At 72.4% G+C, this 25,578-nt stretch carries 26 protein-coding genes; 22 read left to right on the forward strand and 4 right to left on the reverse strand.

Going from position 1 to position 25,578, the window contains the following annotated elements; translation table 11 throughout:
- Window positions 1-57: 57 nt before the first annotated feature.
- Together gorA and hutG are read left to right on the forward strand one after the other, a co-directional pair.
- Complete coding sequence (gorA, locus tag ACYU7H_RS06545; protein ID WP_460813348.1) at window positions 58-1,413, forward strand: glutathione-disulfide reductase; 1,356 nt, start codon at window positions 58-60, stop codon at window positions 1,411-1,413.
- A 47-nt stretch (window positions 1,414-1,460) separates the two neighbouring features.
- Complete coding sequence (gene hutG, locus ACYU7H_RS06550; protein ID WP_460813349.1) at window positions 1,461-2,240, forward strand: N-formylglutamate deformylase; 780 nt, start codon at window positions 1,461-1,463, stop codon at window positions 2,238-2,240.
- A 287-nt stretch (window positions 2,241-2,527) separates the two neighbouring features.
- Here the strand turns inward: hutG and parE are convergent, their stop codons facing one another.
- Window positions 2,528-4,417 carry a DNA topoisomerase IV subunit B gene (gene parE, locus ACYU7H_RS06555; RefSeq protein WP_460813350.1) on the reverse strand — a complete coding sequence of 630 codons (1,890 nt, stop codon included), beginning with the start codon at window positions 4,415-4,417 and terminating at the stop codon, window positions 2,528-2,530.
- Window positions 4,418-4,612: 195 nt separating this feature from the next.
- Between parE and ACYU7H_RS06560 the strand changes: the two genes are divergently transcribed.
- The 9 genes from ACYU7H_RS06560 (at window position 4,613) to ACYU7H_RS06600 (ending at window position 12,280) form a co-directional block, all read left to right on the forward strand.
- Window positions 4,613-5,218 (forward strand): hypothetical protein, encoded by a 606-nt coding sequence (locus ACYU7H_RS06560; RefSeq protein ID WP_460813351.1) that lies wholly within the window; start codon window positions 4,613-4,615, stop codon window positions 5,216-5,218.
- Between the two features lie 180 nt (window positions 5,219-5,398).
- Complete coding sequence (locus tag ACYU7H_RS06565; RefSeq protein ID WP_460813352.1) at window positions 5,399-7,087, forward strand: CTP synthase; 1,689 nt, start codon at window positions 5,399-5,401, stop codon at window positions 7,085-7,087.
- Entirely contained in the window at window positions 7,084-7,914 is an 831-nt protein-coding gene (kdsA, locus tag ACYU7H_RS06570; protein ID WP_460813353.1) for a 3-deoxy-8-phosphooctulonate synthase, read from the forward strand. The genes ACYU7H_RS06565 and kdsA overlap by 4 nt, the downstream gene beginning before the upstream one ends.
- A gap of 127 nt (window positions 7,915-8,041) precedes the next feature.
- Window positions 8,042-9,328, forward strand: a complete 1,287-nt coding sequence (gene eno / locus ACYU7H_RS06575) for a phosphopyruvate hydratase (protein ID WP_460813354.1) — start codon at window positions 8,042-8,044, stop codon at window positions 9,326-9,328.
- A 19-nt stretch (window positions 9,329-9,347) separates the two neighbouring features.
- Window positions 9,348-9,695, forward strand: a complete 348-nt coding sequence (gene ftsB / locus ACYU7H_RS06580; protein ID WP_460813355.1) for a cell division protein FtsB — start codon at window positions 9,348-9,350, stop codon at window positions 9,693-9,695.
- Window positions 9,692-10,390, forward strand: coding sequence for a 2-C-methyl-D-erythritol 4-phosphate cytidylyltransferase (ispD, locus tag ACYU7H_RS06585; protein WP_460813356.1), 699 nt, complete (start codon window positions 9,692-9,694; stop codon window positions 10,388-10,390). Before ftsB ends, ispD begins: the two co-directional genes overlap by 4 nt.
- A 59-nt stretch (window positions 10,391-10,449) precedes the next feature.
- Window positions 10,450-10,869, forward strand: a complete 420-nt coding sequence (gene ispF / locus ACYU7H_RS06590; RefSeq protein WP_460813976.1) for a 2-C-methyl-D-erythritol 2,4-cyclodiphosphate synthase — start codon at window positions 10,450-10,452, stop codon at window positions 10,867-10,869.
- Window positions 10,866-11,930 carry a tRNA pseudouridine(13) synthase TruD gene (gene truD, locus ACYU7H_RS06595; protein ID WP_460813357.1) on the forward strand — a complete coding sequence of 355 codons (1,065 nt, stop codon included), beginning with the start codon at window positions 10,866-10,868 and terminating at the stop codon, window positions 11,928-11,930. Before ispF ends, truD begins: the two co-directional genes overlap by 4 nt.
- Window positions 11,931-12,070: 140 nt before the next feature.
- Window positions 12,071-12,280 carry a hypothetical protein gene (locus ACYU7H_RS06600; protein WP_460813358.1) on the forward strand — a complete coding sequence of 70 codons (210 nt, stop codon included), beginning with the start codon at window positions 12,071-12,073 and terminating at the stop codon, window positions 12,278-12,280.
- A 118-nt stretch (window positions 12,281-12,398) separates the two neighbouring features.
- On the opposite strand, the gene ACYU7H_RS06605 is transcribed toward ACYU7H_RS06600, so the two are convergent.
- Window positions 12,399-12,977 carry a Smr/MutS family protein gene (locus ACYU7H_RS06605; protein ID WP_460813359.1) on the reverse strand — a complete coding sequence of 193 codons (579 nt, stop codon included), beginning with the start codon at window positions 12,975-12,977 and terminating at the stop codon, window positions 12,399-12,401.
- A 166-nt stretch (window positions 12,978-13,143) separates the two neighbouring features.
- On the opposite strand from ACYU7H_RS06605, the gene surE reads away from it, so the two are divergent.
- The 4 genes from surE to ACYU7H_RS06625 are packed head-to-tail and all read left to right on the forward strand — an operon-like array spanning window position 13,144 to window position 16,005.
- Window positions 13,144-13,941 (forward strand): 5'/3'-nucleotidase SurE, encoded by a 798-nt coding sequence (gene surE / locus ACYU7H_RS06610; protein WP_460813360.1) that lies wholly within the window; start codon window positions 13,144-13,146, stop codon window positions 13,939-13,941.
- Window positions 13,938-14,618: a protein-L-isoaspartate(D-aspartate) O-methyltransferase gene (locus ACYU7H_RS06615; protein ID WP_460813361.1), complete on the forward strand. Its 681-nt coding sequence runs from the start codon at window positions 13,938-13,940 to the stop codon at window positions 14,616-14,618. The genes surE and ACYU7H_RS06615 overlap by 4 nt, the downstream gene beginning before the upstream one ends.
- Window positions 14,619-15,200, forward strand: a complete 582-nt coding sequence (locus ACYU7H_RS06620; protein WP_460813362.1) for a YqaA family protein — start codon at window positions 14,619-14,621, stop codon at window positions 15,198-15,200.
- Window positions 15,201-15,207: 7 nt separating this feature from the next.
- On the forward strand, window positions 15,208-16,005 hold the full coding sequence (locus ACYU7H_RS06625; protein ID WP_460813363.1) for a peptidoglycan DD-metalloendopeptidase family protein: 798 nt from the start codon (window positions 15,208-15,210) through the stop codon (window positions 16,003-16,005).
- Between the two features lie 19 nt (window positions 16,006-16,024).
- On the opposite strand, the gene ACYU7H_RS06630 is transcribed toward ACYU7H_RS06625, so the two are convergent.
- Window positions 16,025-16,405, reverse strand: coding sequence for an Mth938-like domain-containing protein (locus tag ACYU7H_RS06630; RefSeq protein WP_460813364.1), 381 nt, complete (start codon window positions 16,403-16,405; stop codon window positions 16,025-16,027).
- 28 nt (window positions 16,406-16,433) lie between these two features.
- On the reverse strand, window positions 16,434-16,751 hold the full coding sequence (yhbY, locus tag ACYU7H_RS06635; protein WP_460813365.1) for a ribosome assembly RNA-binding protein YhbY: 318 nt from the start codon (window positions 16,749-16,751) through the stop codon (window positions 16,434-16,436).
- A gap of 63 nt (window positions 16,752-16,814) precedes the next feature.
- Between yhbY and rlmE the strand changes: the two genes are divergently transcribed.
- From rlmE to hfq, 7 genes are all read left to right on the forward strand, one after another.
- A complete protein-coding gene (gene rlmE, locus ACYU7H_RS06640) occupies window positions 16,815-17,471 on the forward strand; it encodes a 23S rRNA (uridine(2552)-2'-O)-methyltransferase RlmE (RefSeq protein ID WP_460813366.1) in 657 nt (218 codons plus the stop codon).
- 109 nt (window positions 17,472-17,580) lie between these two features.
- Window positions 17,581-19,431, forward strand: a complete 1,851-nt coding sequence (ftsH, locus tag ACYU7H_RS06645; protein ID WP_460813977.1) for an ATP-dependent zinc metalloprotease FtsH — start codon at window positions 17,581-17,583, stop codon at window positions 19,429-19,431.
- 133 nt (window positions 19,432-19,564) lie between these two features.
- The gene (locus ACYU7H_RS06650; RefSeq protein ID WP_460813367.1) at window positions 19,565-21,214 is read left to right on the forward strand and encodes a TPR end-of-group domain-containing protein; all 1,650 of its coding nucleotides are present in this window, start codon (window positions 19,565-19,567) and stop codon (window positions 21,212-21,214) included.
- 56 nt (window positions 21,215-21,270) lie between these two features.
- The gene (gene folP / locus ACYU7H_RS06655) at window positions 21,271-22,170 is read left to right on the forward strand and encodes a dihydropteroate synthase (RefSeq protein ID WP_460813368.1); all 900 of its coding nucleotides are present in this window, start codon (window positions 21,271-21,273) and stop codon (window positions 22,168-22,170) included.
- A gap of 211 nt (window positions 22,171-22,381) precedes the next feature.
- Window positions 22,382-23,896, forward strand: coding sequence for a sodium/proline symporter PutP (gene putP, locus ACYU7H_RS06660; protein ID WP_460813369.1), 1,515 nt, complete (start codon window positions 22,382-22,384; stop codon window positions 23,894-23,896).
- Window positions 23,897-23,922: 26 nt separating this feature from the next.
- Window positions 23,923-24,879: a tRNA (adenosine(37)-N6)-dimethylallyltransferase MiaA gene (gene miaA / locus ACYU7H_RS06665; protein WP_460813370.1), complete on the forward strand. Its 957-nt coding sequence runs from the start codon at window positions 23,923-23,925 to the stop codon at window positions 24,877-24,879.
- A gap of 182 nt (window positions 24,880-25,061) precedes the next feature.
- On the forward strand, window positions 25,062-25,349 hold the full coding sequence (gene hfq / locus ACYU7H_RS06670; protein ID WP_460813371.1) for an RNA chaperone Hfq: 288 nt from the start codon (window positions 25,062-25,064) through the stop codon (window positions 25,347-25,349).
- Window positions 25,350-25,578: the final 229 nt, after the last annotated feature.

Genomic DNA, 25,578 nt, shown 5'->3' on the forward strand with positions numbered 1-25,578 from the left:
CGCCGCGCGAACGCGTGGCATGTTCCCGTGGCGGCCCTGCCGGAACACGGATGGCGCATGGCGGATTTCGACCTGATCGTGCTCGGCGGCGGCAGCGGCGGCCTGGCCGGCGCGTTCCGCGCCGCGGAGCACGGCGCACGCGTGGCATTGCTGGAGCCGGCCGAGCTCGGCGGCACCTGCGTCAACGCCGGTTGCGTGCCCAAGAAGGCGATGTGGCTGGCCGCGGAACTGGCCGGCCGGATCCGCCTGGCCGGTTCGCTGGGCTTCCCGGTCACGCCTTCGTGCCCGGACTGGGCGGAACTGGTCGCAGCCCGCGAGGGCTACATCGGCAACATCCACGCCAGCTACCGCCGGCGGCTCGACGAGGCCGGCGTCGCGCTGCTGCCGGTGCGCGGCCGGTTCATCGGCCCGCGCGACATCGCGTGCGACGAGGGCGTGCGCCTGCGCGCGGACCGCGTGCTCATCGCGACGGGCGGCCACCCGTTCGTGCCGGACCTGCCCGGCGCCGCGCTCGCCGGCACGTCCGACGACTTCTTCGACTGGAGCGGGGCCCCCGGTCGCGTCGCGATCGTGGGCGGCGGCTACGTGGCGGTCGAACTCGCCGGCGTGCTGCAGGCGCTGGGCGTGCGCGTGGACCTGTTCGTGCGGGGCACGCGGCTGATGGACAGCTTCGACGCGGAACTGACGGACCTGCTCGCGGAGGACTACCGGCAGGCGGGCATCCACCTGCACTTCGGCCACGACGTGCGGATGGTGGAGGCGACCGGCGACACGTTCCGCGTCCGCGCGCGCGCCGGCGGCGTGGACGTCGCCAGCGATGGTTTCGACCGGGTGCTGTTCGCCACCGGGCGCCGGCCGAACACCGCGGGCCTCGGCCTGGACGCGGCCGGCGTGGCGACCGACGCGCGGGGCCATGTCGTGATCGACGCGCGCAACGACACGTCCGTCGAACGCGTGCACGCGGTTGGCGACGTCGGCACGGATCCCCCGTTGACGCCCGTGGCGATCGCCGCGGCCCGCCGCCTGATGGACCGCCTGTACGGCGGCGTCGACCGGACGCTCGACCGCGACGGGATCCCGACCGTGGTGTTCTCGCACCCGCCCATCGGCAAGGTGGGGCTGGGCGAGGTCGAGGCGCGCCGGCGGTTCGGCGACGACGCGGTGCACGTCGCGCGCAGCGGGTTCCGGCCGATGCTGCACGCGCTGGCGGACTCGCCGCAACGCAGCCTGTTCAAGCTGGTGTGCGCCGGCCCCGACCGCCGCGTGGTCGGCCTGCACCTGCTGGGCGAGGGGGCCGACGAGATCCTGCAGGGTTTCGCCGTGGCGATGAAGCTGGGCGCGACGCTCGACGACCTGCACGGGACCGTGGCGATCCACCCCACCAGCGCCGAGGAAGTGGTGTTGATGCGCTGAGGCGCCGCGCACGGTCGCGCGCGCGGCGAGCCGATAGACTCCCGCCGATGGAAACCTGCATCCTGCATCGCGGCCACGCGCCGCTGCTCGTGAGCGTGCCGCACGACGGCAGCGCCATCCCCCGCGAACTGGCGGCGCGCATGGCGCCGGAGGCGCGACGCGCGCCCGACACCGACTGGCACGTCTCCCGGCTGTACGCGGTGGCCAACGCGCTCGGCGCGTCGATGCTGGTGCCGCGGTTCTCGCGCTACGTGGTGGACCTCAACCGGCCGCCGGACGACGCGTCGCTGTATCCGGGCCAGAACACCACAGGCTTGTGCCCCACGACGCGCTTCGATGGCGGACCGGTGTACCTGGAGGGGCAGGCGCCGTCGGCGGACGAGGTGGCCCACCGCGTGGAGACGTACTGGCGCCCGTACCACGACAACCTGCAGACCGAGATCGGGCGCCTGCGCGCCGCGCACGGACATGTCGTGCTGTGGGAGGGCCACACCATCCGCGGCAGCGGCCTGCCGTTCCTCTTCGAGGGCCGCCTGCCGGACCTCAACCTGGGCACCGATGGCGGGCGCAGCTGCTCGCCGGCGCTGCAGGCGCGGCTGGAGGCGGTGCTGGCGGGCCAGGACGACTACGACTTCGTCGCCAACGGGCGGTTCAAGGGCGGCTACATCACGCGCCACTACGCCGACCTCGAGCAGGGCGTCCAGGCGGTGCAGCTCGAGACCAGCCAGCGCACCTACATGGACGAGGACAGCTTCGAGTACGACGACGCGAAGGCGGCGCGGCTGCAGCCGCTCATCCTCCGCCTCCTCGAGGCGACGCTGGGATGACGACGGTCCAGGCGCTCGAAATCGCCGCAGCCCTGTAGGAGCGGGCCTACGCCCGCGAACGGGCCGCGCCGCGGCACATCGGCCTTGGGCGCCTTCGCGCGCGTAGGCGCGCTCCTGCAGCGCGGCGGGTGACGCGGGGCGCCTCGGTGGGGCGCCCTCGATGCGGGAAGGCATGGGCGTGCCCATCGACACGGGTTCGCGCCTGTAGAGGCGCTCCTACGGGAGGGGCCAATCTTCCACGCCCCCGTAGGAGCGGGCCTCCGCCCGCGATGGAGATCCCGAACCGATCAGACCTCCAGCGTCGCCAGGTCGCCCTTGGTCTCCAGCCACGCCTTGCGCTCGGACGCGCGCTTGCGGGCGAGCAGCATGTCCATCAGCGCGCTTGTCCCGTCGCCGTCGTCGACGGTCAGCTGCACCAGGCGCCGCGTGTCGGGATGGATGGTCGACTCGCGCAGCTGCTGCGGATTCATCTCGCCCAGCCCCTTGAAGCGGGTCACGTGCACCTGCCCCTTGGTCTTTTCCCGCGCGATCTTTTCGAGCAGCAGGCGTTTCTCCTCCTCGTCCAGCGCGTAGAAGACCTGCTTGCCCACGTCCACGCGGAACAGCGGCGGCATCGCCACGAACACGTGGCCCGCGCGCACCAGCGCCGGGAAGTGGCGCAGGAACAGCGCCGACAGCAGCGTGGCGATGTGCAGGCCGTCCGAGTCCGCGTCGGCCAGCACCACGACCTTGCCGTAGCGCAGGCCGGAGATGTCGTCCTTGCCCGGGTCGCACCCGATCGCGACCGCGAGATCGTGCACTTCCTGGGAGGCCAGCACCTGCCCGGAGCCGACCTCCCAGGTGTTCAGGATCTTGCCGCGCAGCGGCAGGATCGCCTGGAAATCCTTGTCGCGCGCCTGCTTGGCACTGCCGCCGGCCGAGTCGCCCTCCACGAGGAACAGTTCGGTGCGCGACAGGTCCTGGCTGATGCAGTCGGCCAGCTTGCCGGGCAGCGCGGGGCCCTGGGTCACCTTCTTCCGGGTGACCTGCTTCTCGGTCTTCAGCCGCGCGCTGGCGCGGTCGATCGCCAGCTGGGCGATCCTGCCGCCGAGCTCCACGTGCTGGTTGAGCCACAGCGAGAACGCGTCGTGCGCCGCGCCCTCGACGAAGCCGGCCGCCTGCCGCGACGACAGCCGTTCCTTGGTCTGCCCGGAGAACTGCGGGTCGGTCATCTTCAGCGACAGCACGAAGGCGACGCGGTCCCACACGTCCTCCGGCGCCAGCTTCACGCCGCGCGGCAACAGGTTGCGGAAGTCGCAGAACTCCCGCAGCGCATCGGTGAAGCCGGTGCGCAGGCCGTTGACGTGGGTGCCGTGCTGCGCGGTCGGGATCAGGTTGACGTAGCTCTCTTGGACCAGGTCGCCCTCGGGGACCCAGGCGACCGCCCAGTCCACGGTCTCGGTTTCGCGCGCGAGCGCACCCACGAACAGCTCCGGCGGCAGCACCTCGGTCCCGGCCAGCTCGCCCTTGAGGTAGTCGCGCAGGCCGTCCTCGTAGCGCCACTCGTGCGTCTCGCCCGAGGCCACGTCGTCGAGCCGCACCGTCAGGCCCGGGCACAGCACGGCCTTGGCCCGCAGCAGGTGGCGCAGCGCGCGCACGTTGAACTTCGGCGAGTCGAAGTACTTCGGGTCCGGCCAGAAGCGCAGGCGGGTGCCGGTGTTGCGCCTGCCGACGCTGCCGGTCACCTCGAGCCTGGAGGCCGGGTCGCCGTCCGCGAACGCCATCGCGTACTCGTTGCCCTCGCGCTTGATCGCGATCTCGACGCGCTTGGACAGCGCGTTCACCACGCTCACGCCCACGCCGTGCAGGCCGCCGGAGAAGGTGTAGTTGCGGTTGCTGAACTTCCCGCCCGCGTGCAGCCGGGTGAGGATCAGTTCCACGCCGGGGATGCCTTCCTCGGGGTGGATGTCGACCGGCATGCCGCGGCCGTCGTCGGCCACCTCGCAGCTGCCGTCAGGGTGCAGCGTGACCTCGAGCAGCTTCGCGTGGCCCGCGAGCGCCTCGTCCACCGAGTTGTCGATGACCTCCTGCGCGAGATGGTTCGGTCGCGCGGTGTCGGTGTACATGCCCGGGCGGCGCTTGACGGGGTCCAGGCCGGACAGGACTTCGATGTCGGCGGCGTTGTAGCGCGTGTTCATGCGGTGCCTCGTTGCGAGGCGGCGAGGATGGGGCGGGGCCGGGGGGTGGTCAAGCGCGGGGCGCGCGCGATCGCGTCAATCGGTGTTTCCACCCAGGCGCGTCCCCCCGTTCATCCCACGTCATGGCCCGCCCCCGAGGATGCGGCCCGTCGCAAGGGGGTGCGACTCGCTGATTCCATCCAACGAGGAGCTCCAATGAAGAAGACCCACACGCTGTTCGCCGCGCTCGCCGTGGCCCTGTTCGCGCCGGCGGTCGGCGCGCAGTCGATCGGCATCGGTGCCGGCGGCGGTGCGCGCGTCGACGTCGGGACCCGCGCCGCCGGCGTGGACGTCCGTGCCGACGTCCAGGCCCGCGCCGACGCCGATGCGCGCCTGCGCGCCGAGGAACTGCGCGCGCGCGCCGAGGCCGCGAAGCAGGCCGCGGGCGAAGCCGGCGCGTCGGCCTCGGCCGATGCGGTCGGGGCGGCCGACATCGCGGCCGGCGCCGCCTCCGAGGTGTCGGACGCGGCCCTGGCCGGTGCTGCCGAGGCCGGCGCAAGCGCCGGCGCGGCGGCGTCCGGGACCCTGGCCGGCGCGTCGGACGCCATTTCCGACGCCGAGGCCGTGCCTCCGGCCATGGACGGTGGAACCGGGGCGGGCATCGCGGGCGAGGTCGTCCTCGAGGCCGGCGCCGCCGCGGAAGCGATGACGGATGCGGGGTATGGCGAGGGTCCGGACCCGGCGGCCTCCGACGCGGACGATGCCGAAGCCGCCGACGACGACGGCGCTCGGCCGAAACCGCGCGATCGCGACGAGCCGTAACGCGCCGCAACGGGCCGTGATCCAGGCCCGGCCACCCGCCCCGGCACCGTCCGGGGCGGGTGCTCGGTGGGGCGACGGCCGCGTCGCGAGGCAAAGGGAGGAGCCCGTGCGGCGGCGCCGCACGGTCGCGGCTGCCACCGCCACCCGGTAGACTGTGCCTTTCCGGAAGCCCGCTTCCCCATGACGTCCCCCAGCTCCCAGACGCCCCTGGTCTTCGTCACCGGCGGCGTGGTGTCCTCGCTCGGCAAGGGCATCGCGGCCGGCTCGCTGGCCGCCATCCTCGAAGCGCGCGGCCTGCGCGTGACGATGATGAAGCTCGACCCCTACATCAACGTCGATCCGGGCACGATGAGCCCGTTCCAGCACGGCGAGGTGTACGTCACCGACGACGGCGCCGAGACCGACCTGGACCTCGGCCACTACGAGCGCTTCGTCCGGGTCCGCCTGAGCCGCGACCACTCGGTCACCACCGGCCGGATCTACGAGAACGTCATCCGCAAGGAGCGCCGGGGCGACTACCTGGGCGCCACCGTGCAGGTGATCCCGCACATCACCGACGAGATCAAGCGCTGCGTCGACGCGGCCACGGCCGGCTACGACGTCGCGCTGGTGGAGATCGGCGGCACGGTGGGCGACATCGAGTCGCTGCCGTTCCTGGAGGCGATCCGCCAGATCCGCACCGAGCGCGGGCCGGACAAGGCGATGTTCATGCACCTCACGCTGGTGCCGTGGATCGCCGCCGCGGGCGAGCTCAAGACCAAGCCGACCCAGCATTCGGTCAAGGAGCTGCGCTCGATCGGCATCCAGCCCGACATCCTGGTCTGCCGCAGCGAGCAGCCGCTGCCCGACAGCGAGCGCCGCAAGATCGCGCTGTTCACCAACGTCTCCGAGCGCGCGGTCATCTCCGCGGTCGACCTGGACGACATCTACAAGATCCCGATGTGGCTGCACGCCCAGGGCCTGGACAAGCTGGTCGTCGAGCGGCTGCGGCTGGAAGGCAAGGCGGCCGACGAGGCCGACCTGTCCGAGTGGCAGGCGGTCGTGGACGCGGCCGAGCACCCGGTCGACGAGGTGGTGATCGGCGTGGTGGGCAAGTACGTCGACCACAAGGATGCCTACAAGTCGGTCGGCGAGGCGCTCAAGCACGGCGGCCTGCGCCAGCGCACGCGCGTGCGCCTGAAGTGGATCGAGTCGCAGGACGTCGAGCGGCAGGGCGCGGACGTCGCGCTGGCCGGCGTGGACGGCATCCTGGTGCCGGGCGGCTTCGGCGACCGCGGCTTCGACGGCAAGGTGCTGACCGCGAAGCACGCGCGCGAGCAGGGCATTCCGTACTTCGGAATCTGCTACGGCATGCAGGCGGCGGTGGTCGACTTCGCCCGCAACGTGCTCGGGCTCGAGGACGCGAACAGCACCGAGAACGACCGCCACTGCGCGCACCCGGTGATCGGCCTGATCACCGAGTGGCGCACGGCGACCGGCGACGTGGAGCGCCGCGACGAGGAATCCGACCTCGGCGGCACCATGCGGCTGGGCCTGCAGGAGCAGCGCGTCAAGCCCGGCACGCTGGCGCACCGGATGTACGGCGCGGACGTGGTCGGCGAGCGCCACCGCCACCGCTACGAATTCAACAACCGCTACCGCAGCCAGATGGAGGACGCGGGCCTGGTGATCTCCGCCAAGTCCATGGACGACCTGCTGGTGGAGATGGTGGAGCTGCCGCAGGCCACCCACCCGTGGTTCCTGGCCTGCCAGGCGCACCCGGAGTTCCTGTCCACGCCGCGCGACGGGCATCCGCTGTTCATCGGCTTCGTGCGCGCCGCGCGCGAGCGCAGGGCCGGTGGCCGGCTGCTGAAGGAGGCCAGCGCATGAAGCTGTGCGGATTCGAGGTCGGCCTCGACCAGCCGTTCTTCCTGATCGCCGGCCCCTGCGTGATCGAGTCGCTCGAGCTGCAGATGGAGACCGCGGGGCGGCTGAAGGAGGTCACGTCGGAACTCGGCATCCCCTTCATCTTCAAGTCCAGCTTCGACAAGGCCAACCGCACCTCGGTGTCGGGCTTCCGCGGCCCCGGCATGGAGGCGGGGCTGAAGGTGCTGTCGGAGGTCAAGCGCCAGCTCGGCCTGCCGGTGCTGACCGACGTGCACGAATACACGCCGATGGACGAGGTCGCCTCGGTCGTCGACGTGCTGCAGACGCCGGCGTTCCTGTGCCGGCAGACCGACTTCATCCAGAACGTGGCGCGGGCCGGCAAGCCGGTGAACATCAAGAAGGGCCAGTTCCTCTCGCCCTGGGAGATGAAGCACGTCGCCGACAAGGCGCTGGCGACCGGCAACCGCGACATCATGGTGTGCGAGCGCGGCGCCAGCTTCGGCTACAACAACCTGGTCAGCGACATGCGCTCGCTGAGCGTGATGCGCGACACCGGCTGCCCGGTGGTGTTCGACGCGACCCATTCGGTGCAGCTGCCCGGCGGCGCCGGCGGCAAGAGCGGTGGCCAGCGCGAGTTCGTGCCGGTGCTGTCGCGCGCGGCGGTGGCGGTGGGCGTGTCCGGTCTGTTCATGGAAACCCACCCGGATCCGGACAAGGCGCTGTCGGACGGCCCGAACGCGTGGCCGCTGCCGAAGATGCGCGCGCTGCTTGAGACGCTGGTCGAGCTCGACCGCACCACCAAGAAGAACGGATTCCTCGAATCCGCCTGACCCTGTCGTCCCGAGCGCAGCGAGGGACCTGCTTTTGAACGTGCCCGGCAGCAGTGAAGCAGGTCCCTCGCTGCGCTCGGGACGACAGCCAGAGTCGCGAAACGATCCAACGACACGAACGGATGCCATGACCCAGATTGCGAAGATCCACGCCCGCGAAATCCTCGACAGCCGCGGCAATCCCACGCTCGAAGCCGAAGTCACGCTCGCCGACGGGTCGTTCGGCCGCGCGGCCGTGCCCTCGGGCGCCTCGACCGGCGCGAAGGAAGCGGTGGAACTGCGCGACGGCGACCGCACCCGCTACCTCGGCAAGGGCGTGCGCAAGGCCGTCGAGAACGTCAACGGCGCGATCGCGAAGGCGCTCGACGGCTTCGATGCCGCCGACCAGGCCGGCCTGGACCGGCGGCTGGTCGACCTGGACGGCACCGAGAACAAGGGACGTCTCGGCGCCAACGCGTTGCTGGGCGTGTCGATGGCGGCCGCGCACGCGGTCGCCGCGTCGCGTCGCGAGCCGCTGTGGCGCTACCTGGCGGGCGGCCGCCAGGTGTCGCTGCCGGTGCCGATGATGAACATCGTCAACGGCGGCGCCCACGCCGACAACAACGTCGACCTGCAGGAGTTCATGGTGCTGCCGGTGGGCTTTTCCTCGTTCTCCGAGGCACTGCGCGCGGGGGCCGAGGTGTTCCACGCGCTCAAGTCGGTGCTCAAGGGCCGCGGCCTGTCGACGGCGGTCGGCGACGAGGGCGGCTTCGCGCCGGACCTGCGCAGCAACGAGGAAGCGCTCGAGACGATCCTGGAGGCGATCGGCAAGGCCGGCCACGCCGCCGGCGAGGACATGCTGCTCGGCCTGGACGTGGCCTCGAGCGAGTTCTTCGAGAACGGCAAGTACAACCTCGCCGGGGAGGGCAAGCGCCTGACCGCCGAGCAGTTCGTCGACTTCCTGGCCGGCTGGTGCGACCGGTACCCGATCGTGACGATCGAAGACGGCATGGCCGAGGACGACTGGACCGGCTGGAAGCAGCTCACCGCGCGCCTGGGCGAGCGCGTGCAGCTGGTCGGCGACGACCTGTTCGTCACCAACCCGAAGGTGTTCCGCGAGGGCATCGACCAAGGCGTGGCCAACGCGATCCTGATCAAGGTCAACCAGATCGGCACCCTGAGCGAGACGCTGGAGGCGATCGCGATGGCCGACGCCAACCGCTACGCCGCGGTCGTGTCGCACCGCTCGGGCGAGACCGAGGACACCACCATCGCGGATATCTCGGTCGCGACCTCGGCCACGCAGATCAAGACCGGCTCGCTGTGCCGCAGCGACCGCGTCGCCAAGTACAACCAGCTGCTGCGCATCGAGGAGCAGCTGGGTGGCGAGGCGCGCTACGCCGGCCGCGACGCGTTCGTGTCGCTGAAGCGCTGACGCCCAGGCGACCCGCCCGATGCGCGCGTTCCGCGTGGTGCTGGTGGTCCTGGTCCTGATGCTGGGCTGGCTGCAGTACCGCTACTGGTTCGGCCCGGGCGGGCAGCGCGAGGTTGCCGGCCTGCGCGAGGCGGTCGAGGCGCAGGCGCGCGACAACGTCGGCCTCGGCGAGCGCAACGACGCCCTGGCGGCCGAGGTCGAGGACCTGAAGTCGGGCGAGGCCGCGGTCGAGGAGCGCGCGCGCAGCGAGCTGGGAATGATCCGCCCCGGGGAGACGTTCTACCGGGTCGTCGACCCGGACCCCGGGACGTCGACCACGGCCGAAGCGTCGACCGTGGACGACGATGACGCGGAGGCGGACGAGTGATCTGGGCGATCGTCCCCGCGGCCGGGCGCGGTGCACGCATGGGCGGCGACGTGCCCAAGCAGTACCTCGACATCGGCGGCCGCTCGCTGCTGGAACACGCCCTGCGCGCGCTGCTGTCGCATCCCGCGGTCGCGGGCGCGGTCGTGGCGATCGCGCCCGGCGACGCGCGCTGGCCGGGCTGGTCGTCGCTGGAGGGCAAGCCGGTGGTCGCCTGCGAGGGCGCCGCGGTCCGCGCGGGCTCCGTGCTGGCGGCACTCCGGGCGCTCCCCGGCGACGTGCGGCCGGACGGCTGGGTGCTCGTGCACGATGCCGCGCGCCCCAACCTGTGTCGCGAGGACCTCGACCGGCTGCTGCATCTCGGCCGGAACGATCCGGTGGGCGCGATCCTGGCCGCGCCCGTCGCCGACACCCTCAAGCGCGCCGGCGACGACGGCGGCATCGACCGCACCGAACCGCGTGACCACCTGTGGCGCGCGCTGACGCCGCAGATGTTCCGCAGGCTGCAGCTGACCCGTGCCCTCGAGGCCGCGCGCGACGCGGGCCGCGAGCCCACCGACGAGGCCATGGCCATGGAACTGCAGGGCCATCGGCCGCTGCTCGTGCAGGGGCGGCCCGACAACCTCAAGGTCACCACGCCGGAGGACCTGGCGATGGCGGAATGCCTGCTCGGGCGGCGAGCGGAGGCGCCGGCGTGACCGGCATCCGCATCGGCCACGGTTTCGACGTGCACGCCTTCGGCGAGGGCGACCACCTCATGCTCGGCGGCGTCCGCGTGCCGCACGAGCGCGGCGTGGTCGCGCACTCGGACGGCGACGTCGTGATCCACGCGTTGTGCGACGCGATCCTCGGCGCGCTGGCGCAGGGCGACATCGGCCGGCATTTCCCGCCCGCGGAACCGCGCTGGGCGGGCGCGGACAGCCGCGCGTTCCTGCGCCACTGCCGCGCGCTGGCGGCGTCCGACGGCTGGGTGCTGGGGAACGCGGACGTCACCGTCATCTGCGAGCGCCCGAAGGTCGGCCCGCACGTCGACGCGATGCGCGCGGCGCTGGCGGGCGAACTGGGCGTGGAGGCCGGCGCGGTCTCGGTCAAGGCCACCACCACCGAGCGCCTGGGCTTCACCGGTCGCGGCGAGGGCGTCGCCGCGCACGCGGTCTGCCTGCTCGTGCGCGGGTGACCGTCGTCGCCACGCCGCCGCCGGCCGCGTTCGGCGCGCCGGTCCTGTCCGCGCGCATGCGATGCGCGCACGAGGACTTCCGCGTCGGGGAAATCGACGCGTTCCAGCCGTCGGGCAGCGGCGAGCACGTGCTCCTGTCGATCGAGAAGCGCGGGATGAACACCGCCTTCGTCGCCGACCTGCTCGCGCGCTGGGCCGGCGTGCCGGCCGCGGCGGTCGGCTACGCGGGCCTCAAGGACCGGCACGCGGTCACCGTGCAGCGGTTCACCGTGCAGGTCCCCGGACGGGAACCGCCACCGGTCGACGCGCTGGAAGCGATGGCGGGCGATGCCCCCGGCCAGTCCCTGCGCGTGCTCGCGTCCGCTCGGCACGCGCGCAAGCTGCCTCGCGGCGCGCTGGCGGGGAACCGGTTCGTGCTCGTGCTGCGCGAGGTGCGCGGCGACCGCGCTGTAATCGACGCGCGCCTGCACGCCATCCGGGAGGCAGGGTGTCCCAACGCGTTCGGCGGACAGCGCTTCGGGCATGGAGGCGGAAACCTCGCCGCGGCGCTGGCGATGTTCGACGGGCGCCGCGTGCGCCGGGAGCAGCGGGGGCTGCTGCTTTCGGCGGCGCGCAGCGAACTGTTCAACCGGGTGCTGGCGGCGCGGGTCGAAGACGGCAGCTGGGATCGCGGGCTGGAAGGCGAGGTCTGGATGCTGGAGGGCAGCCACAGCGTCTTCGGCCCGGAGCCCGGGTCGTCCGAACTGGCCGCACGCGCAGCAGCATCGGACATCCACCCGACCGGACCGCTGTGGGGCCGGGGAACGCCGCGCGTCCAGGGCGCGGCACGGGACGTGGAACTACAGGCGCTGTCGGGCGACGACGCCGAGCGGTTCCGGGCGGGACTCGAGGCCGCGGGCCTGCGGCAGGAGCGCCGCGCCCTGCGCGCCCGGGTGGCGGACCTGGCCTGGCACTGGCCGGGCGGGGAGGCGCTCGAACTGGCGTTCTCGCTGCCGGCGGGCAGCTATGCGACGGCGCTCCTGGCCCAGCTGGGCGCCGTCGAGGACGCCGGGCGGCCCTGACCGCCCGTTCGTCGGCTTGGTCCCGCCAGCACTGGTCGCGGCCATTCAGCGGCGTATAAACGGGATGCCGGCATCCGCGAACCGCGGATGCGGCCTGTCCCGGCACGCCGGGGGCGTGCCCTTCAACGGGAGACGACGCCATGAAAGTTGCCAGGATCATGCTCTGCGGGATCGCGGTTTCGCTGCTCGCGGCCTGCGCCACGTCCGACGAGATGGCCGCCGGCGAGAACGTGCGCATCGTGCAGAACGATGAATACGTCGCCGTCGTCGAGGAACTCGCCAAGCGCCGCGGCGTGCGCGTCCAGTGGGTGAACCCGCCGGACCGCCGCATCGTCGCCAGCAACGACTGACCGCGCGTCCCGGCGCGCCGGCGATCCCGCCGGCGGCCGGGTCGACCGGGACCCGGCCGCGCCTGGCGGGCCGGGCAGGGGAGGATTTCGATCGGGAGCACGCCGCCCGGGGGGGGCGTCAGCGCTCGCGGTGCCGGGCCAGCAACACCAGCACCGCCCCCGTGCCCCCCGCGCGCATCGGCGCGGAGTGGAAGGCGAGCACGTCGGCGCGGCGCCGGAGCAGCCGGTCCACCAGGTTCTTGATCACGGGCGCCCCCGAAGCGTCGAAGCCTTCACGCGCGTGCAGTCCCTTTCCGTGGATGACGCGCACGCACCCGAGTTCCGCGTGGCGCGCGTCGTGCAGGAAGCGGCGCAGCAACGCCTCGGCGTTCGCCGCGTCCGCGCCATGCAGGTCGAGTTCGTCCTCCACGGCGTATTCGCCGCGCGCGAGCCGTCGCAGCACGCGCGGGGGCACGTGCGCCTGGCGCCAGGCGAGCGCGTCGCCGGCCTCGAGCAGGGGATCGGCCATGGCGCGGCGGAAGTCGGCGTGCGCTTCGGCCTCGTCGCGCTCGGCCATGCGCGCACGCGGTTTCGGGCGCGGGCGTTCGGGCGGCGCCGGGGCCGCGGGGATCACCCGGACGGGCCCGACGGCGTCACGGAACAGCGCCGCGTCGTCGGTGTCGCCGTCCTCCGGCGTTGGCGGCTTCTGGCGAGGCATGGCGCAAGCCTAGCCGCGTCGCGATGGTGCGCAAGCATCGTCGCGCGCGCGTGCGACGGGCGGGCCGCGTCGCGCCCCTTCGGCTATCATGGCCGGGCGCGCGACGCGTGCCCGGCAACACGCCGTGGCGATGCCGGCGCGGCAAGCACTTCCCTCCGGATTTTCCATGCGCGTACTGGTCAGCAACGACGACGGCGTCGACGCCCCCGGCCTCCGCAGTCTCGCCGACGGGCTCCGCGCCGCGGGCCACGACGTGGTCGTCGTCGCGCCGCAGCGCGACCACTCGGGTGCCAGCAATTCGCTCACGCTGCATGCGCCGGTGCGCATCGAACGGCGCGACGGCGACACGTGGTGCGTGCACGGCACGCCGACCGACTGCGTGCACGTGGCACTGACCGGGCTGCTCGAGGACGAACCGGACATCGTCGTCTCGGGCATCAACACCTGCGCCAATCTCGGCGACGACGTGATCTACTCGGGCACCGTCGCCGCGGCGATGGAGGGGCGCTTCCTCGGCCTGCCGGCGATCGCGGTGTCGCTGCAGGCCGGCGAAGGCGACGCGCGCCACTACGACACGGCCGCGCGCGCCGCGGTGGAACTCGTCGCGCGGCTGGCGACCGATCCGTTGCCGGCCGATACCATCCTCAACGTCAACGTGCCGGACCTGCCGTGGCGCGAGGTCGCGGGGTTCGAGGTCGCGCGGCTGGGCAACCGGCACCGCGCTGAGCCCTGCGTGCTGCAGGAGGATCCGCGCGGCCGCCAGTGGTCCTGGATCGGCCCCGCCGGGCCCGAGCAGGACGCGGGGCCGGGCACCGACTTCCACGCCCTGCGCACGGGGCACATCTCGATCACGCCGATCCTCGTCGACCTGACGCGCTACCAGGCGCTCGAGCAGGTGGCGAGCTGGGTCGGCGGCCTCGGCACGTCGCTCGAGCGCCGCGCCGGCACGGGGCGCGCGGCATGACCCCGCGCCTGCGCCTGCAACCCGAGGCGGTCGGCATGGGCATGACCGGCCAGCGCGTGCGCGACCGCCTGATCGAACGCCTGCGCGAGAAGGGCATCGCGGACGAACGCGTGCTCAACGCGATCCGCACCGTGCCGCGCCACCTGTTCGTGGACGAGGCGCTGGCGGGCCGGGCGTACGAGGACAATGCCCTGCCGATCGGCCACGGGCAGACCATTTCCCAGCCGTGGGTCGTGGCGCGCATGACCGAGGCGCTGCTCGCGGACGGCATGCCGAAGAAGGTGCTGGAGATCGGCACCGGTTCCGGCTACCAGGCCGCGATCCTGGCGGCGCTGGGGATCGAGGTGCACACGGTCGAGCGCATCGGCGAACTGCTGCGCACCGCGCGAAAGCGGTTCCGCTCCCTCGGCCTGCACGTGCGCAGCAAGCACGACGACGGGCGCATCGGCTGGCCGGAGGAAGGGCCATACGACGCGATCATCGTCACCGCGGCGGCGCCCGCCCTGGTGGATGCGCTGTCGGCGCAGCTGGCGCCGGGTGGCGTGCTGGTCGCGCCCGTGGGCGGCGCCGGGAGCCAGGAACTGCTGCGGCTGACCCGTCGCGAAGACGGCACGCTCGAGCGCGAGGTGCTCGCGTCGGTGGTGTTCGTCCCGCTGCTGTCGGGGATGGTCGACTGAATGCGGCTGTTCGGGCCGCTGTACGAGCGCGCACTCGGCTGGGCGCGCCACCGGCACGCGCCGGCGTACCTGGCGGCGCTGAGCGCGTCCGAGTCGGTGATCTTCCCGATCCCGCCGGACGTGATGCTCGCGCCGATGGCGCTCGCGCGGCCGGCGCGCTGGTGGCGGTTCGCGCTGCTGTGCACGCTCGCGTCGGTCGCCGGCGGCGTGCTGGGCTACGTGCTGGGTCATTTCGCGCTCGAGGCGATCTGGCCGTGGATGCTGCGCATGGGCTGGGACGACACCTTCCACCACGTGCAGGACCTGTTCGTCCGCTACGGGTTCTGGTTCGTGTTCCTGGCCGCGTTCACGCCGATCCCGTACAAGGTGTTCACCATCGCGTCGGGCGCCACGGGCGTCGCCTGGCCGGCGTTCCTGCTGGGGTCGCTCATCGGCCGCGGGGCACGCTTCTTCCTCGTCGCCGGCCTCGTGGCCTGGGGCGGCGATCGCCTCGAGGCGGTGGTGCGGCGCTACGTGGAATGGCTCGGTTGGCTCATGGTGGCCCTGGTGGCAGCCTTGCTGCTCTGGCTGGAACTGCGCTGAGGTGAGGATGCGAAGGCTGCTGGCGTCGTTGGCGATTCTGCTGTCGCTGGTCCTGCTCGCTTCGTGCGGCAGTACCCGCGTGATGCGCGAGGGCACCTACGCGCGCCATGGCACCTCGTCGCCGAAGCACGGCGCGACGACGATCGTGCAGCGTGGCGACACGCTGTACGGGATCGCGTTCCGCAACGGACTGGATTTCCGCGACGTGGCCGCATGGAACGGCATCCGCCCGCCGTACACGATCTACCCGGGCCAGCGGCTGCACCTGTACCCCGCGGGCGGCGCGCAGCGGCGCGAGACGGTCGCCTCCACGCCGTCGCGGACCACCCAGCCGCGCACGACCCAGCCGCGCCCCACTGCTGGCGGGACGCCCTCCACGACGGCACACGCGACCCCCCGGCCCGCGACGCCGCCCCCGGCGCCCGCGTCGAGCGGCATCGCCTGGCGCTGGCCGGCCGAGGGCCAGCTGGTCGCGCGCTTCGAGGCCGGCGAGCCGACCCGGCAGGGCATCGACATCGCCGGCAGCGCGGGGGACCCGGTGCGCGCGGCGGCCGACGGCGTGGTGGTGTATTCCGGCTCGGGCCTGGTCGGCTACGGCGAACTGGTGATCGTGAAGCACAACGACGCCTGGCTGTCCGCCTACGGACACAACCGCGCGCGCAAGGTCAACGAGGGGCAACTGGTGAAGGCCGGCGACCAGATCGCGGAAATGGGTCGCAGCGGCGCGTCGCGCGACATGCTGCACTTCGAGGTGCGCCACAACGGCAAGCCGGTCGACCCGATGCGCTACTTGCCGCCGCGCTGACGCCGCGCGGCCCGCGGGTCTAGTCGCCGCCGGCCAGGATCATCCCGCAGGCCACCTTGCGCCCCTCGCCGGCCAGCACGTGGTACGTGCGCGCGGCGGCGGCGTTGGCCATCACCTCGATGCCGATGCCGCGCGACAGGCAGGCCGCCATGACGGCCGCCGGCGGGAACACCTGCGTCGCGCCGCTGCCCAGCACCACGACGTCGGGCGCCAGGGCGAGCAGCGGGGCGAGGTCGTCGGGCGAGAGCGTCGCCGCGTCGCGCACCGGCCAGCCCTCGACCAGCGCCTCGGGGGCGATCACGAAGCTGCGTTCGAGGCGGCGGTCGTTCACGAGCGCGCCCGCGCCATCGGCGGCGCGCAGGAAGTAGGTGTAGTCCGGTCGTTCGAAGCTCAGCTGCATGGCGGGTCTCCGACGTCCCGGGCAACCGTCACGGCCGGGGCAGGACGATCCGGCGCTTGTCGCTCGACGGGCGGAACAGCACCGCGGTGTGGCCGATCCGCTGCACGAGCGCGGCGCCGGTACGGCCGGCGAGGTCGCCGATCATCGCGTCGCGTTCCCCGCGCTCGGCGCCGGCGACCTTCACCTTGATCAGCTCGTGCTGTTCGAGGGCCCCGTCGACCTCGGCGACCAGCGCCTCGGTGACGCCCTTCCCGCCGACCTGCAGCATCGCCTTCAGTTCATGGGCCTGGCCGCGCAGGAACCGGGTCTGGGCGGCGGTGAGCCGGGGCGCTTCGCGGGTGGCCATGCGGTCGGAAAGGGGCGCGGGGGGCGCAGGGTATCATGGCGCCCCCCACCGCCCGGCGCCCCGATGGCCTCGCGCAGCAAGTCCAGCCAGCGCTGGCTCAAGGAGCATTTCTCCGACCCGTACGTGAAGAAGGCCCAGGCCGAGGGCCTGCGGTCGCGCGCGGCGTTCAAGCTGGAGGAACTGGTCGAGCGCGACCGCATCCTCAAGCCCGGGATGACCGTAGTGGACCTGGGTGCGGCCCCGGGCGGCTGGTCGCAGTGGGTGCGGCAGGCGCTCGACGCGCTGGACAAGGGCCGCGCGGAGCCGAGCCGCGTACTGGCGGTCGACATCCTGGAGATGCCCCCGCTGGCCGGCGTGGAGTTCCTTCATGGCGATTTCAGGGAGGATGACGTCCTATCGCGGCTCGAGGCGATGCTCGGCGGCTCCCCGGTCGACCTTGTGTTGTCGGACATGGCCCCCAACAAGAGTGGGATGGACGCGGTCGACCAGCCGCGGATGATGTATCTGGCCGAACTGGCGATGGACTTCGCCGATCGCCATCTGCGCACCGGCGGGGTCTTCCTGATCAAGCTGTTCCAGGGCACCGGCTTCGACGACTACGTGCGCGAGCTCCGCAGGCGCTACGCGAAGGTGTCGATCCGCAAGCCGGCCGCCTCGCGGCGCCGTTCGCCGGAGGTCTACGCCCTCGCGCAGGGTAAACTCGCGGAGCCGAAGCGCTAGCGCTTCCTCCCCACGCAACACCGGCAGTTTTGGGCTCGAAGAGGGGCCCGGCACCATGAACGACATGGCAAAGAACCTGATGCTCTGGGTGGTGGTGGCCGTCGTGCTGATGGTCGTCTTCCAGAGCTTCGCGCCGCAGACCCCGGCCGGGAGCCAGGAGGTCCTGTACTCGCAGTTCATGGAGGAGGTGCGGACCGACCGCATCGAGCGCGTGGACATCGACGAGGACGGCAAGACCATCGCGTTCGAGCGCAGCGACGGCAGCGCCGGCTCGACGATCGCGCCGCGCGACGACCGGATGATCGACGACATGATCAACCATGGCGTCGAGATCAAGCAGGCGCCGCCCTCCAGCGGCCCGTCGCTGCTCTACATCCTGCTCAACTTCGCGCCGTGGATCCTGTTCATCGGCATCTGGATCTATTTCATGCGCCAGATGCAGCAGGGCGGCGGCAAGGGTGCGATGTCGTTCGGCCGCTCGCGCGCCAAGCTGCTCAACGAGGACCAGACCAAGGTCACCTTCTCCGACGTCGCCGGCTGCGACGAGGCCAAGGAGGAGGTCGCCGAACTGGTGGAATTCCTGCGCGACCCGTCCAAGTTCCAGAAGCTGGGCGGAAAGATCCCGCGCGGCGTGCTGATGGTGGGCCCGCCGGGCACCGGCAAGACCCTGCTCGCCAAGGCGATCGCGGGCGAGGCCAAGGTGCCGTTCTTCTCGATCTCCGGCTCGGATTTCGTCGAGATGTTCGTCGGCGTGGGCGCCAGCCGCGTCCGCGACATGTTCGAGCAGGCCAAGAAGCACGCGCCCTGCATCATCTTCATCGACGAGATCGACGCGGTCGGCCGCCACCGCGGCGCGGGCCTGGGCGGCGGCCACGACGAGCGCGAGCAGACCCTCAACCAGCTGCTGGTGGAGATGGACGGCTTCGAGGGCGGCGAGGGCGTGATCGTGATCGCCGCGACCAACCGGCCGGACGTGCTCGACCCGGCGCTGCTGCGCCCGGGCCGCTTCGACCGCCAGGTGGTGGTCGGCCTGCCGGACGTGAAGGGCCGCGAGCAGATCCTCAAGGTGCACATGCGCAAGGTGCCGCTGGCCGACGACGTCGACGCGATGGTGGTCGCGCGCGGGACGCCGGGCTTCTCCGGCGCGGACCTGGCCAACCTCGTCAACGAGGCGGCGCTGTTCGCCGCGCGCGAGGACGCCCGCGACGTGCGCATGGAGCACTTCGACCGCGCGCGCGACAAGATCCTGATGGGCGCCGAGCGCCGCTCGATGGCGATGAGCGAGGACGAGAAGCGGCTGACCGCCTACCACGAGGCGGGCCACGCCATCGTCGGGCGGCTCGTCCCCGAGCACGACCCGGTCTACAAGGTCACGATCATTCCGCGGGGTCGCGCGCTCGGCGTGACGATGTACCTGCCGGAAGGCGACAAGTACAGCTTCAACCGGACCGCGATCGAGTCGCAGCTGGCCTCGCTGTACGGCGGGCGCGTGGCCGAGGAGCTGATCTTCGGCACCGACAAGGTCACCACCGGTGCGTCCAACGACATCGAGCGCGCGACCAAGATGGCCCGCAACATGGTCACCAAGTGGGGCCTGTCGGACGAACTCGGCCCGATCGCCTACGGCGAGGAGGAAGACGAGGTGTTCCTCGGCCGGTCGGTGACGCAGCACAAGAACGTGTCCGACGACACCGCGCGCCGGATCGACGAGGTCGTGCGCGGCATCCTGGACAAGGCGTACCAGCGCACGACGGGCATCCTCACCGAGAACTTGGACAAGCTGCACGCGATGGCGAAGGCCCTGCTGCTGTACGAGACCATCGACGCGCCGCAGATCGACGCGATCATGGACGGCCGCGAACCGCCGCCGCCGGCCGGCTGGAGCAAGCCGTCCGCCGACGATGCGGGCGATGCCAAGCCGCCCGCGCCCCCGATCGGCGGGCCCGCCGCACAGACCTGACGCGCCGCGGCGCGCACCACCACGCACGGCGGCCCCCCGGGGTCGCCGTTTCCGTTTCCACGCCGTGGGAAGCCGCGTGCGCGACGGGCGCGCGGGGCAGGACGGGCCGCCGGGCCCGGAGGCGAGGGCGGCGATGGCCAGCTGGGAGACCATCCGACGCGGGTTCGGCGAGTTCAGGCGCCGGCGCGTGTTCCGCGCGCTCATCGTCTACGTGCTGGTCGCCTGGGTGCTGGTGCAGGTGGCGGACGCGACGTTCGAACCGCTCGGCCTTCCGGACGGGTCCGCGCGCCTGCTGATCGTGCTGCTGGCGCTCGGGGTCCTCCCGGTGCTCGCGCTTGCGTGGATCTACGACGTCGGTCCCGGCGGGCTCGAGAAGACCGCGCCGGACCGGGGTGCGTCGACGGCGGCCGACGCGTCGGCGTCGCCCGCGCCTGCACCGGACGCGGCGCCGGTCGCGTCCGCGGCTGGCGCGCCACCGGCCGCACCGGCCGCACCCGGCGCCTCGGTCGCCATCCTCCCGTTCGCCGACCTGAGCGACACCCGGGACCAGGACTACTTCTGCGACGGGCTCGCCGAGGAGATCATCAACGCGCTCACGCGGGTGCGGGGCCTTCGCGTGGCGTCCCGGACGTCTTCCTTCCGCTTCCGCGGCGCGCAGTGCGACGCGCGCGAGATCGGCCGGCTGCTCGGCGTGGCCGCGATCATGGAAGGCAGCGTGCGCAAGTCGGGCGAGCGCGTGCGCGTCACGGCGCAGCTCATCGACGCCGAGAGCGGCTACCACCTCTGGTCGCAGAACTTCGACCGCGAGCTGGAGGACGTCTTCGCGATCCAGGAGGAGATCGCGCGCCGCGTGGTCGAGCGGATGCGCCCGACCGTGCGCGAGCCGGTCGAGCTCGACCTGCAACGCTATGCGCCCCGCGACATGCGCGCGTACGAGTTCTACCTGCGCGGGCGCTCGCTGGAGGAGCACACGACCGCCGCGAGCTGGCGCAAGGCGCCACAGATGTTCCGCCGCGCCATCGAGTTCGACCCGGGGTACGCGCATGCCCACGCCGGTCTCGCCGACGCGCTCGTCGAGCTGCTGCTCTGGCGGCTGGAACCGGCCGGCGAGGTGCTCGGGGAGGCGAAGGCGGCGGCCGCGCGCGCGCTGGAACTGGCGCCGGAGCTCGCCGAGGCGCACGTGGCCTACGCGCACGTGCTCTCGCTGGAAGGGCGTCGGGAGGCGGCGAGCGCGTCCTTCGAGAAGGCGCTCGAGCTCGATCCGACCCTGTACGTCGCCCACTACTATTTCGCGCGGCACTGTTTCGCCAACGGCGAGTACGAGCGCGCCGCCGACCTCTTCGAATCGGCGCACGCGGCCGACCCGGGCGAATTCCAGTCGCTCGCGCTCGCCGTGGGGGCGGCCGAGGCGGCGGGCGACCCGCAACGGGCCGAACGCCTGGTCGAAGAGGGCCTGCGCGCCGCGCTGCACCACACGGAGATCGACCCCGGCAACGCACGGGCGCATTACCTGGCTGCCGGGCTGCTGATCCGGCGGGGCGAGGTGGAGGCGGGGCGCAGGGAGATCGACGCGGCCCTCGCGGTGCGCGGGACGGACTTCGACACGCTCTACAACGCGGCCTGCTTCCATGCGCTGGCAGGCGAGAAGGCGCGCGCGCTGGAACTGCTGGAGCGCGCGGTCGACACGGGCCTGGGCTTCCGCGACTGGATCGCGCACGACTCGGAGCTCGAGAGCCTCCATGGCGACCCCCGCTTCCAGGCGCTGCTCGAGCGCACGGGCTAGCGAGCGCGGCGGGGCGGCGCCGCTATCATCCGGGCTCGCCCGCCGCGGAGCCATCCATGTTCGACACCGTTCCCAGCCTGGATTGCGCCGGCCGGCGCGTGGTGCTCGACCGGCCGCGGGTGATGGGCATCGTCAACGTGACCCCGGATTCGTTCTCCGACGGCGGCGCGCACGCCACCACGGAGGCCGCCGTCGCGCATGCGCTCCGGCTCGCGGATGAGGGCGCCGACATCCTCGACATCGGCGGCGAATCGACGCGGCCGGGCGCGGCGGCCGTGGCGCTCGAGGAAGAGCTGCGCCGCGTGGTGCCGGTGATCGAACGGCTGGCGAAGGAGACCGGCGTCGCCATCAGCGTCGACACGTCCCGGCCCGAGGTGATGCGCGCCGCCGTCGAGGCCGGCGCGGGCATGGTCAACGACGTCTTCGCCCTGCGCCGCGACGGCGCGCTGGAGGCCGCCGCCGCGCTCGGCGTCCCGGTCGTTCTCATGCACATGCTGGGCGAACCGCGCACGATGCAGGACGATCCGCGCTACGACGACGTCGTCGCCGAGGTCCACCGGTTCCTGGCCGAACGCATCTTCGCGGCGGAGATGGCGGGCATCGCGAAGAAGCGGGTCGTCGTCGATCCCGGCTTCGGTTTCGGCAAGACGACGGCGCACAACCTCGCGTTGTTGGCGGACCTGGGCCGCTTCGCCGACCTGGGCGTGCCGGTGCTCGCAGGCCTGTCGCGCAAGCGGACGATCGGCGAGCTGACGGGGCGCGAATCGCCGGGGGACCGGCTGCACGGTTCGGTCGCCGCGCACCTGCTCGCGGCCGAGCGGGGCGCGCGGATCCTGCGCGTGCACGACGTGGCCGCCACGGTCGACGCGCTGCGCGTGCTCGCCGCCCTGGAAGGCGTACCGAAAACGCAACGCGCCACCCAGACCGGCCGCGTCGCCTGGCCGGACGACGACTGAGCCGGCGTGGCGAATCCGTCGCCAACCCGGGGCCGGGCCAGTGCCCGCCGGGCTCCCGGGAAGTTGTCCACAGGTTGGTGCGCCGCGTTGTCCACAGGGCCTGTGAATAAACGGCGGCGGCCTTGACGCGCCGCGCGGGTCCCGGGCGCCGGCTGGGGTTCGCGTCCACGCTGCGTTAACCTTGCGCGCTGTTTTCCGCACGGGACAGCGCATGGACCAGATCAACGCGCCGCTCTACATCACCTTCGGCCTCTATCTGACCGCCGTCATCGCCCTGGGCGTGATTGCCTGGTGGCGGACCAAGACCTTCGACGACTACATCCTCGGCGGCCGCTCGCTCGGCCCCTGGGTGGTCGCGCTGGCGGCCGGCGCCTCGGACATGTCCGGCTGGCTGCTGATGGGGCTGCCCGGCGCGGTGTTCGAGGGCGGCGTGTCCTCGGGCTGGCTGGCCTTCGGCCTGGTGGCCGGCGCGTGGATCAACTGGCGCTACGTCGCCGGCCCGCTGCGTGTGTACACCGAACGCGCGGACAACGCGCTGACCATCCCCGACTACTTCACCGGCCGCTTCCACGACGAGAGCCGGCTGCTGCGGGTGCTGTCGGCCGTCGTGATCCTGGTGTTCTTCGCCGTGTACTGCGCCTCGGGCGTGGTCGCCGGCGCGCGCCTGTTCGAAACCGTGTTCCCGGGCATCGGCTACACCCAGGCGCTGTTCTGGGGCGCGGGCGCGACGATCCTGTACACGCTGATCGGCGGGTTCCTGGCGGTGAGCTGGACCGACACCCTGCAGGCCACGCTGATGTTCTTCGCGCTGCTCCTGGCGCCGAGCATCGTGGTGATGAACAACGGCGGCTTCGAGGCGACCGTGGACGTCGTGCGCGCGTTCGACGCCAGCCGGCTGGACTGGTTCGACGGCGGCGCGCTCGGATTCATCGGCATCGTGTCGCTGCTCGCCTGGGGCCTGGGCTACTTCGGCCAGCCGCACATCCTGGCGCGCTTCATGGCGGCCGACACGATCCACACGATCAAGCCGGCGCGCCGGATCGGCATGTCCTGGATGATCGCGTGCCTGGCCGGTGCGCTGGGCGTGGGCTTCTTCGGCATCGCCTACTTCGCCAACCATCCGGAGGCGGCACCGCCCGTGCTGGGCAACGCGGAGCTGGTGTTCATCGAACTGGCCAAGGGCCTGTTCAACCCGTGGGTGGCGGGCATCCTGCTGTCGGCGATCCTGGCGGCGGTGATGAGCACGCTGTCGTGCCAGCTGCTGGTGTGTTCGAGCGTGATGACCGAAGACTTCTACCGCGGCTTCCTGCGGCCGAAGGCCAGCCAGCGCGAGCTGGTGTGGATCGGCCGCGTCTCGGTGGCCCTGATCGCGCTGCTGGCGCTGTGGCTGGCGCGTGACCCGGACAGCCGCGTGCTCGGCCTGGTGTCCTACGCATGGGCGGGCTTCGGCGCGGCCTTCGGGCCGGTGGTGCTGCTGTCGCTGTTCTGGGAGCGGATGACGCGCAACGGCGCGCTGGCCGGCATCGTGGTCGGCGCGGCGACGGTCATCGCCTGGAAGCTCGTCGCGGTCGAACGGTTCGGCTCGGAACTCTACGAGATGGTGCCGGGCTTCATCGCGGCGACCATCGCGATCGTCCTGGTCAGCCGGCTCGGCGCGCCGCCGCCGCAGTCGATCCGCGCGCTGCACCAGCAGGTCCGCGCCTCGCTGCGCCAGACCGGCTACTGATGCGCTGACCCCGCGGGCGGGCCGCCATGCACGACGCGCGTCCGCCCGCGATCGCCCTGATGGGCCCGACCGCTTCGGGCAAGACCGCGCTGGCGGTCGCGTGGGCGAAGCGGCTTGGGGGAGAGGTGGTCAGCGTCGATTCGGCGCTGGTCTACCGGGGCCTGGACATCGGGGCCGCCAAGCCCGACGCCGCAGAGCGCGGCGGGGTCCCGCACCACATGATCGACGTGCGGGATCCGTGGGAACCGTTCTCGGCCGCGGACTTCGCGGCCGGGGCGCGCGCCGCGATCGACGGCATCGTCGCGCGGGACGGCATCCCCATCCTGGCGGGTGGCACCGGGCTGTACTTCCGGGCGCTGCTCGAGGGCCTGGCGCCGATGCCGGAGGCGGATCCGGGCGTGCGTGCCGGGATCGAGGCGGACGCCGCCACGCGCGGCTGGGCGGCGTTGCATGCGGAGCTGGCCGGGTTCGACCCGGATGCGGCCGCGCGGATCCACGCCACGGATGCGCAGCGGATCCAGCGGGCGATCGAGGTGCACCGGCTCACGGGGCGGCCGATCAGCGACTGGCAGAAGGCGCCGTCCAACGACCGGTTGCCGTTGCGGGTGCTCAAGCTGGTGGTCGCGCCGGCCGACCGGGCGGTGCTGCACGACCGGATCGTGCGCCGCTTCGACGCGATGCTGGAGGACGGTTTCCTCGACGAGGTACGGCGGCTGCGCGCGTTGCCGGAACTGGCGCGGCATCCGGCACCGTTGCAATTGCCGGCGATCCGGGCGGTCGGGTACCGGCAGGCCTGGGAGTACCTGGACGGCGCGTGCGACGCCGCGGCGTTCCGGGAGCGGGCCATCGCGGCGACGCGGCAGCTGGCCAAGCGGCAGCTGACGTGGCTGCGGGGGGAACTCGACGCGCGGTGGTTCGATCCTGCGCGCGACGGGGCGCCGCTGGCGCGCGCGATCGATCTGTTCCTGCCCGGGCGTGGCTAGCGTCCGGCCGCGCGTGCCGGCCTTGCGGATCGCGCGGGTCGTGACGGCGGTCCTGCGGGCGGGCCGGATTTGTGTACCATCGCCGGGCCGCCGCCGCGGGGAGCGGGTCGGGTGGCCCGGACGCGCCAGGGGATTGGATGGGGCGCGCCGGACACAACAAAATACAAGTTGGGGAAACACCGATGTCCAAGGGGCAGTCCTTGCAGGATCCGTTCCTGAACGCGTTGCGCCGGGAGCGTGTCCCGGTTTCGATCTACCTGGTCAACGGCATCAAGCTGCAGGGCACGATCGAGTCGTTCGACCAGTTCGTGGTCCTGCTGCGCAACACGGTCAGCCAGATGGTCTACAAGCATGCGATCTCCACAGTGGTCCCGGCGCGCAACGTGCGCGTGGGTCCGGGGGGTGGCTACGTGCAGCCGGCGCCGGACAACGGCAACGGGCACGAGGAAGCTGTGGACGAAGCGGAGTAGTCCGGCGTCGTTCTGGTGAAGACGGCTACGGTCGGTGTCGCGAGCATGCGGCCGGCCGGGCTGGGCGCGGGCTTCGGTCGGTTTCGCGGGTACGCGGCCGGCCGAACCGGAGGCTCGCTCTTCCCTCGATCAGGGCTCCCTTCGGGAGGCCGGCCCGGCGCATGGCGCCGGGCGTTCGCACGGACGCGCGGCAGTGCCGCGCAATCCGTCCGTGCTCACCCTGCCCTGA

This window comes from Luteimonas pelagia, from assembly GCF_054776035.1.

Coding starts and splice junctions, on each gene's coding strand:
- gorA (WP_460813348.1), top strand. CDS start 58: ATGGCGGATTTCGACCTGATCGTGCTCGGCGGCGGCAGCGGCGGCCTG.
- hutG (WP_460813349.1), top strand. CDS start 1,461: ATGGAAACCTGCATCCTGCATCGCGGCCACGCGCCGCTGCTCGTGAGC.
- parE (WP_460813350.1), bottom strand. CDS start 4,417: ATGAACACGCGCTACAACGCCGCCGACATCGAAGTCCTGTCCGGCCTG.
- ACYU7H_RS06560 (WP_460813351.1), top strand. CDS start 4,613: ATGAAGAAGACCCACACGCTGTTCGCCGCGCTCGCCGTGGCCCTGTTC.
- ACYU7H_RS06565 (WP_460813352.1), top strand. CDS start 5,399: ATGACGTCCCCCAGCTCCCAGACGCCCCTGGTCTTCGTCACCGGCGGC.
- kdsA (WP_460813353.1), top strand. CDS start 7,084: ATGAAGCTGTGCGGATTCGAGGTCGGCCTCGACCAGCCGTTCTTCCTG.
- eno (WP_460813354.1), top strand. CDS start 8,042: ATGACCCAGATTGCGAAGATCCACGCCCGCGAAATCCTCGACAGCCGC.
- ftsB (WP_460813355.1), top strand. CDS start 9,348: ATGCGCGCGTTCCGCGTGGTGCTGGTGGTCCTGGTCCTGATGCTGGGC.
- ispF (WP_460813976.1), top strand. CDS start 10,450: ATGCTCGGCGGCGTCCGCGTGCCGCACGAGCGCGGCGTGGTCGCGCAC.
- ACYU7H_RS06600 (WP_460813358.1), top strand. CDS start 12,071: ATGAAAGTTGCCAGGATCATGCTCTGCGGGATCGCGGTTTCGCTGCTC.
- ACYU7H_RS06605 (WP_460813359.1), bottom strand. CDS start 12,977: ATGCCTCGCCAGAAGCCGCCAACGCCGGAGGACGGCGACACCGACGAC.
- surE (WP_460813360.1), top strand. CDS start 13,144: ATGCGCGTACTGGTCAGCAACGACGACGGCGTCGACGCCCCCGGCCTC.
- ACYU7H_RS06615 (WP_460813361.1), top strand. CDS start 13,938: ATGACCCCGCGCCTGCGCCTGCAACCCGAGGCGGTCGGCATGGGCATG.
- ACYU7H_RS06620 (WP_460813362.1), top strand. CDS start 14,619: ATGCGGCTGTTCGGGCCGCTGTACGAGCGCGCACTCGGCTGGGCGCGC.
- ACYU7H_RS06625 (WP_460813363.1), top strand. CDS start 15,208: ATGCGAAGGCTGCTGGCGTCGTTGGCGATTCTGCTGTCGCTGGTCCTG.
- ACYU7H_RS06630 (WP_460813364.1), bottom strand. CDS start 16,405: ATGCAGCTGAGCTTCGAACGACCGGACTACACCTACTTCCTGCGCGCC.
- yhbY (WP_460813365.1), bottom strand. CDS start 16,751: ATGGCCACCCGCGAAGCGCCCCGGCTCACCGCCGCCCAGACCCGGTTC.
- rlmE (WP_460813366.1), top strand. CDS start 16,815: ATGGCCTCGCGCAGCAAGTCCAGCCAGCGCTGGCTCAAGGAGCATTTC.
- ftsH (WP_460813977.1), top strand. CDS start 17,581: ATGGTCGTCTTCCAGAGCTTCGCGCCGCAGACCCCGGCCGGGAGCCAG.
- ACYU7H_RS06650 (WP_460813367.1), top strand. CDS start 19,565: ATGGCCAGCTGGGAGACCATCCGACGCGGGTTCGGCGAGTTCAGGCGC.
- folP (WP_460813368.1), top strand. CDS start 21,271: ATGTTCGACACCGTTCCCAGCCTGGATTGCGCCGGCCGGCGCGTGGTG.
- putP (WP_460813369.1), top strand. CDS start 22,382: ATGGACCAGATCAACGCGCCGCTCTACATCACCTTCGGCCTCTATCTG.
- miaA (WP_460813370.1), top strand. CDS start 23,923: ATGCACGACGCGCGTCCGCCCGCGATCGCCCTGATGGGCCCGACCGCT.
- hfq (WP_460813371.1), top strand. CDS start 25,062: ATGTCCAAGGGGCAGTCCTTGCAGGATCCGTTCCTGAACGCGTTGCGC.